This is a genomic window from Leptolyngbya sp. FACHB-36, from assembly GCF_014695955.1.
Taxonomy (GTDB): Bacteria; Cyanobacteriota; Cyanobacteriia; order Leptolyngbyales; family Leptolyngbyaceae; genus FACHB-36.
This window is the reverse complement of record NZ_JACJPG010000506.1, coordinates 1-7262: the sequence shown is the minus strand read 5'-3', so window position 1 is coordinate 7262 and position 7262 is coordinate 1. Positions and strand designations below refer to the sequence as shown.

Genomic DNA, 7262 nt, shown 5'->3' with positions numbered 1-7262 from the left:
GAGTACCGCAAGTACATTGAGAAGGACGCGGCACTGGAGCGGCGCTTCCAGCAGGTGTTTGTCGATCAGCCCAGCGTCGAGGATACGATCTCGATTCTGCGCGGTCTGAAAGAGCGCTACGAAGTGCACCACGGCGTCAAAATTATCGACTCGGCGCTGGTTGCAGCGGCAACGCTGTCCTCGCGCTACATTTCCGATCGCTTTCTGCCCGACAAGGCGATCGATCTCGTAGACGAAGCTGCCGCAAAACTCAAAATGGAGATTACCTCCAAGCCGACTGAGCTAGAGGCGATCGATCGTCGCCTGATGCAGCTTGAGATGGAACAACTGTCGCTGGCAGGTGAAGGACAAACGGCAACTGGCATTTCGTACCGCGCACCCAAAGAGCGGCTAGAGCGCATTCAGCAGGAAATTGCAGATTTGCGCGAGAAACAGGAAAGGTTCGATTCTCAATGGCAGGAGGAAAAACAGCTTTTAGATAACATCAAGCTGAAAAAGGAAGAAGAAGACAAGCTGCGGGTGCAAATTGAGCAAGCAGAACGGGCATACGACCTGAACACAGCCGCTCAACTGAAGTACGGCAAGCTGGAAGCGGTTCAGCGCGATCGTGAAGTGCTGGAAGCGAAGCTGCTGGAAATTCAATCTCGCGGCTCGGCGCTGCTGCGCGAAGAAGTCACCGAGTCAGACATTGCCGAAATCGTGGCTCGCTGGACCGGAATTCCGGTGAATCGCCTGCTCGAGTCGGAGCGGCAAAAGCTGCTGCAGCTGGAAACGCATCTGCATCAGCGCGTCGTTGGTCAAGCCGAAGCCGTAGAAGCCGTATCGGCGGCCATTCGTCGCGCCCGTGCCGGAATGAAAGATCCCGGACGTCCGATCGGATCGTTTCTATTCATGGGTCCTACGGGCGTTGGCAAAACCGAGCTTGCTCGCGCTCTGGCGCAATTTCTGTTCGACGCGGATGACGCCCTCGTCCGCATCGATATGTCCGAGTACATGGAGAAGCACTCCGTCGCACGACTGGTTGGAGCACCTCCAGGCTACGTTGGCTATGAGGAGGGCGGACAGCTTTCGGAGGCGATCCGCCGCAAGCCTTACTCGGTCGTGCTGCTGGACGAGGTGGAAAAGGCGCACCCGGATGTGTTCAACATTCTGCTGCAAGTGCTGGACGACGGACGAATTACCGACTCGCAAGGACGCACGGTGGATTTCTGCAACACCGTCATTGTGATGACGAGCAACATCGGCAGCGATCACATTTTGGATGTGTCCGGTGATGATTCCCGCTATGAAGAAATGCGAAAGCGAGTAATGGAGGCGCTCCGCAAACACTTCCGCCCAGAATTCCTCAATCGCGTTGATGATTTAATCCTGTTCCACACGCTGGGACGCGGCGAACTGAGCCAGATTGTAGGGCTGCAACTGAAGCGGATTCAGGCGATGCTGGCAGACCAAAAGCTGCGGCTAGAAATTACGGCGGCGGCTCAAAATCACATTGCGGATGCGGGCTACGATCCGGTCTACGGAGCGCGTCCCCTGAAGCGAGCTATTCAGCGCGAGTTGCAGAACCCGATCGCCACCAAAATCTTGGAAAACACCTTTACTGAAGGCGACACGATTCTGATTGATTTCGTCAACGATGCGCTGGAGTTTCGTAAGAAGCCGACGGTCGTGGGCAGTCAGACGGCGATCGCGTCTTAGCCGTTGCAGGTTCTAGCGTTCTCTTAGGGCTGCCTAAATCTAGATTGAATTCTTTTCTGGCGAGTTTGAGTCGTGTAGCCTCGTCTCGTGCTGTGGTGAAATAGGGGTGGCAGTTAGCAAGAAAGCGTGATGATTCAGGCGGATCAGCGAGTTGCAATTCTACTTCACGACGGCATTCGAGGGGTACAGGGCAAAACCGGACTGGCGATGCTGCGCTATTCTGAGGCGGCGATCGTCGCCGTGATCGATCGCGAGTCTGCTGGAAAGTCGCTCCAAGACCTGACCGGAATTGCGCGCCCTGTGCCGATCGTCGCGTCGGTTCAGGACGCGCTGTCCTACCAACCGGATGTGCTGGTGATTGGGATTGCCATCTTGGGCGGCGAACTGCCAGAAGACTGGCGACAGGATATCCGGCAGGCGATCGCAGGGGGCTTGTCGATCGTCAACGGACTGCACACGCCGCTGAACCGCGACCCAGCACTCGCGGCGCTGCTGAAGCCCAAACAGTGGATTTGGGATGTGCGCCAAGAACCTGCTAACCTGTCCGTTGGCACCGGACAGGCGCGGACGCTGGCGTGTTTGCGAGTGCTGACTGTGGGAACAGACATGGCAGTCGGCAAAATGTCTACTAGCTTGGAGCTAAACCGCGCTAGTCTCCAGCGCGGGCTGCGATCGAAATTTTTGGGCACTGGGCAGGCGGGCATGATGATTTCTGGCGCGGGCATTCCCCTCGACGCGATTCGCGTGGATTTTGCCGCAGGAGCCGTCGAGCAGTTGGTGATGCAGGCGAGCAACGATGCGGATATTTTGCACATTGAAGGGCAGGGATCGCTGCTGAATCCTGCTTCGACTGCGACCCTGCCGCTGCTGCGCGGCAGTCAGCCGACGCATTTGGTGCTGGTGCATCGGGCTGGGCAAACGCACATCCGTCGCTTCGAGGACGTCGCCATTCCTCCGCTGCGCGACGTGGTGCAGCTTTATGAGACGATCGCGACGGCAGGCGGCGCGTTTACTCCGGCACGAGTCGCCGCGATCGCCCTGAACACGGCGCATTTGAGCAAGCTGGAGGCAGAGCAGGCGATCGCACAAATTCGGACCGAAACCGGGTTACCCTGTACCGATCCCGTGCGGTTTGGGGCAGAGTTAGTGTTAGACGCGATTTTAGGCCGCTCGTGATTCGATCCCACCATTTTTCTGCCATTCTGCCTGCGACGGAGACGATCGTTACTCTCCTGCCTGCTGCTCTGCTGGACTTAATGCGCGATGCTGTGCAAGAGGCAGGCTTGACCGCTGTGGGCGAAGTCGCTGTCACCTTTGCGCCGCAAGGGCTTTCGGCAGTGTTGGTGCTAGAGGAGTCTCACGTGGCGCTGCACCTGTGGACGGAATACGCCAAGGTGTCTGTTGATATTCACGTGTGCGATTATTCTCAGGACAATCGCTCGAAAGCTGAAGTCTTGGCGGACGTGTTGAGCCTGAAAATCAGTGGTCAAGTCGATCGCGCTCAATGGCACTCCATCACCGCAACAGGATAACAAACGTTTAAGTTTTGCGGTTTTTCTAACGGTATGAGTTAGGTTAGCTTCACCATCATTCAAACAGCATCGTTCATCATTCAACTCTTGCGCAATGGCTGACGTTATTACAGAAGATGAGTTGCGATCGTTGCAGTCGGGCGATCGCGTGCAGTATCACGGGGTCCACTGGCAAATCAGCGACTACAGCACTTACACCGATCCAGAAGGCTACGAAACGGAAGAGTGGTTGATGAAATCTACCACAGGCAAGCAATACTATTTGCTGCGCGAACTCGATCCACAAACTCCACAGAGATTGGTGCACTGGTATCTGGCTGAAGAGTTGCGTCATCCATCGATCTACGAACCCAATGGGGGACGAGATTTGGTGCTGAAATTGTCAGATGAAATGCGATCGAATAAGCAACCGTATCCAGAGTTGCAGCTGTTTAATCGCATTTACCAATTTGAATCTCAGACTCAAGGATCATACAAATCCGAGCGGGGCGATCGTACTCGGATTACGTGGGACTATTGGGATTCTGCACATTCCTGGAATTTAGCATTAGAAGCGTGGTCAGATAATCAACTCGTGGTTTATTCCACGCGAGAAGTTCAGCCTGCTGATTTTTCAGACATTCGACGCGGCGCTGGAATTTCACCAGCAAGCTTTAGCTCTACGGCACCCAGTATTTCATCTGGCTTTCCCACTTACGATTACGGTCGATCGTCAGAACAAAATACATCGCGCAGCATCCAGCTTGTAATTGCCTGGTTCATCACAATTCTGGGATTCTTTCTCATGGTCTCCGGCATTTGAGCGAATTAAAACCTGCTCGATTCTGCCTACAAAATTCATCACTCAACAGTTCAAATGCCCGCTTCTCTCTTCATTGAGCATCACGCCAACGGTTTGGCATTCTACATTAACGGCGATTTGCAGTTTGACACGGCTGATGAAGCCATTTACCACGAGCATTTAGTCGTTCCTGCGATCGTCGTTGCCCAACAGCGCTTCCCGAATACACCCTTGCGCGTACTAATTTGCGGCGGGGGTGATGGCTTAGCGGCGCGAGATGCGCTCCGATTTTCGCAGGTGGTAGAGATTACGCTCGTAGACTACAGCGCTGAGGTGCTGGAACTGGGGCGAACCGTATTCAGACCTTACAATCGCGGCAGTTTGAATGACGCCGGACTTAACCGCGTCACCGTTCACACGCAGGACGCCTTTGAGTTTGTCGCTCAACTGCCCGACGCTTGCTGCCATGTCGCCATCTGCGATTTCACCTTTCCCACCTGCGCAGACGACACGCGCATCTACAGCCGTGAATGGTTTCAGCAGGTGCAGCGAGTGCTGATTCCGGGCGGCCTGATGAGCAGCAATGGAGTTTCCCCACAGCACAGCACCGACGGGTTTTGGTGCCTTTATCAAACGCTGTTAGCTGCCGATCTGCATGCCAAACCGATGCAGGTTGCGATCCCATCCTTTCGGCGGCATGGCTACGGCGACTGGGGCTTCTTTTTAGGCTCAACCCAGCCGATCGATCGTGCCGAGCTAGAGTTCACGATCGGTACAGATTCATGTAACCTGCAATCATCGTGGTTAAATGCCTTTATTTTTAAGTCAGACGTTGCCAATAAACGCCACAGCGTTAATATTCACACGCTAAATTCTCCTCAGCTATTTTACTATTTGCTGAATCCAACCGTAGGCGAATTGGGGAGTGATCACGAAATTGATTTCTTAACCATTCAGGAAGCGGGAACGAATTTAGTCGGCAGCAGTGATTTACTACAGCTTGAGTCAATGGCAAACTATTGGCTTCAGCAATTGCATCAAACGGAGCCGAATTTGCGATCGATCGACGCCAACCAGCTTGTTCCAGTTCAGCATCGCTATCACAGTCCACGAATGAATCAAGAATGGCTGGGGCATGTGAAGTCGCTGCTGGCTGAAATTGATGTTGAACAGTTAGTGAATCGCTTGCTGGAACGCGCTCAAGAACTACCGCCAAAGCTTGCCCATGACTTAAAGCAACTGTCTGAAAAACTTCGCACAAAACAGCCGCTAGCCTATCTTTCTGAACATACAGCAGAAATGGTTACGGTTCTATCTGTGACGCTGCTGATGGCGAATGTAACGCATCCAGATGCCGTATTTGCTAAAGGCTATTACAGCGGGTCCGGTGGCTACTCTAGCAGCAGCGGCGGCAGCTATTCTAACTCCGATGATGGCGGTTTCTTTGGCTTCTCGTTGATGATGATTGGAGCCGTTTGGCTATCGTTTTTATACCGAGATCGAGAGTAGAAGCGAGTTGAACAAATAATGGTTCTGATGCAGGTGAGTCAGCAGCAGTTTACAGTGCGGCAGTTACAGTTGTCCGATCGCCCCCAGTGGGATGCTCTAACTCAAGCGGCTCTAACGGGCTGCTTTATGCAGTCGTGGACGTGGGCAGATTTCAAAGAATTGGAAGGCTACACCACCTTTCGCTACGGCGTATTCTTTCATGAAACTCTGGTTGGCGGATGCATTTTCTACTATTATCCTCGCCAAAGTTCGGCAAATTTGCTAATAGCGCCAGGTGCGCCAATTTTGCTGCCGGAGTTTGCGACAGCAGGAATACAGCTGTTACTGAAGACGGCTGAAAAACTGGCGCAAACCGTAGGCGCGATCGCCGTCCGAATTGAGCCGCTGCTGACTCAAAAACCCACTTATCTACAGGGGTTTGTGCGTGCTCCCGTCGATTTGCTACCGTCCGAAACACTGCTAATCGATTTGCGCCCAGCTGAAGCAGACATTCTAGCGAGCATGAAGCCAAAAGGACGCTACAACATCCGACTGAGCCAGCGTCATAATGTAGACACTAAATTCACGGCTAATCCGCAAGCAATTCCCACGTTTTACGATATTTTCTGGGAAACTGTAGAGCGGCAAAAGTTTTTTGGTGAACCCTACGGATTCTTCATTAATCTTTGCCAAACGCTGTTTGCCGCAGAAATGGCAGAAATTGGATTTGCGCTGCACCAAGGAAGCATTCTTGCCGCCGTTCTAGTTGTATATTGGGGCGATCGTGCGACCTATCTCTATGGTGGACGGCGCGCTCAACAGGTTCATGTCATGGCGAGTTACGCTCTGCATTGGGCTACGATGCAACGAGCAAAAGCAAGAGGATGTTCAATCTACGATTTCTACGGATACACGAGCAATCCGCAGCACAGCTATGCCAAATTCTCTCAATTCAAACAGCAATTTGGCGGCGCACCCGTCACGACGATCGGCGCTCACGATTATGTCTTTTACGATCGCCTTGCCGACACTCTAATTCAAGTTTTTAAGAACATTCAACTCTAGACCTTTCCAGTCAACCGACTTTTTGCCTTCATTATGCTTCCCACTCTCGCTAACGCTTTCGCTGCAATTCCCTTCGTCGCCACCGAGCTCGTGATTGGATTTGGCGTGTTCTGGTTGGGACAATTTGCCTACCAAAAGCTTTTTCGGCGGTTGGACCTGAATCTAGAACTGTTCGTTAAAGATAACTTCGCCGTCGCGATCGCCCTCGTTGGCTATTATTTGGGCATTGTGACGGCGCTGGCAGGAGTGCTCGACAAAGAGGCTGGCACTTGGCAAACTCGGCTGCTATTCCTGGTTAGCTATGGCGCAAGTGTGATTCTGCTGATGCTGGCAGGGGCGTGGGTGGGCGATCGCTTTATTCTGCGGCGCTGCAACTGTGTTCGTGAGGTGCAGGAACAGCACAACATTGGAGCAGCGGCGGTGGAAGCTGGGATTCACGTCGCCAACGGGCTGATTCTTAGTGCAGCACTGGCGGGTGAGAGTGGAGGCTGGCTAGTGGGACTGGTGTGCTGGCTGCTGGGAATGGCGGTGCTGGTGGTGGTTAGCTTCGTGTATCCGCGCATTGCCACGTACAATGTGTTCGGCGAAATTCGCGATCGCAAAAATCCTGCGGCGGGTGTGGCGCTAGCGGGACTGCTAATTGCCACTGGAAATGTCGTGCGGACCGCATTTGAGCCGGAATTTGAGAACTGGGGACA

General features: G+C 53.4%; 7 protein-coding genes. All 7 read left to right on the top strand.

Annotated features, from left to right (window positions below):
* Positions 1–1698 (top strand): AAA family ATPase (locus H6F43_RS14470; RefSeq protein WP_190343439.1); only part of this gene is annotated, 1698 nt, incomplete at its 5' end.
* Positions 1699–1827: 129 nt separating this feature from the next.
* On the top strand, positions 1828–2874 hold the full coding sequence (locus tag H6F43_RS14465; protein WP_190343438.1) for a DUF1611 domain-containing protein: 1047 nt from the start codon (positions 1828–1830) through the stop codon (positions 2872–2874).
* Positions 2871–3230, top strand: coding sequence for an S-adenosylmethionine decarboxylase (locus H6F43_RS14460; protein ID WP_190343437.1), 360 nt, complete (start codon positions 2871–2873; stop codon positions 3228–3230). Before H6F43_RS14465 ends, H6F43_RS14460 begins: the two co-directional genes overlap by 4 nt.
* A 94-nt stretch (positions 3231–3324) precedes the next feature.
* Entirely contained in the window at positions 3325–4032 is a 708-nt protein-coding gene (locus H6F43_RS14455; RefSeq protein ID WP_190343436.1) for a DUF4178 domain-containing protein, read from the top strand.
* A 54-nt stretch (positions 4033–4086) separates the two neighbouring features.
* On the top strand, positions 4087–5520 hold the full coding sequence (locus tag H6F43_RS14450; protein ID WP_190343435.1) for a methyltransferase domain-containing protein: 1434 nt from the start codon (positions 4087–4089) through the stop codon (positions 5518–5520).
* An 18-nt stretch (positions 5521–5538) separates the two neighbouring features.
* A complete protein-coding gene (locus H6F43_RS14445) occupies positions 5539–6564 on the top strand; it encodes a peptidoglycan bridge formation glycyltransferase FemA/FemB family protein (protein WP_242025627.1) in 1026 nt (341 codons plus the stop codon).
* A gap of 33 nt (positions 6565–6597) precedes the next feature.
* Positions 6598–7262: DUF350 domain-containing protein (locus H6F43_RS14440; protein ID WP_190343434.1), on the top strand; the 665-nt coding region annotated here is incomplete at its 3' end.

Coding starts and splice junctions, on each gene's coding strand:
- H6F43_RS14465 (WP_190343438.1), top strand. CDS start 1,828: ATGATTCAGGCGGATCAGCGAGTTGCAATTCTACTTCACGACGGCATT.
- H6F43_RS14455 (WP_190343436.1), top strand. CDS start 3,325: ATGGCTGACGTTATTACAGAAGATGAGTTGCGATCGTTGCAGTCGGGC.
- H6F43_RS14450 (WP_190343435.1), top strand. CDS start 4,087: ATGCCCGCTTCTCTCTTCATTGAGCATCACGCCAACGGTTTGGCATTC.
- H6F43_RS14445 (WP_242025627.1), top strand. CDS start 5,539: ATGGTTCTGATGCAGGTGAGTCAGCAGCAGTTTACAGTGCGGCAGTTA.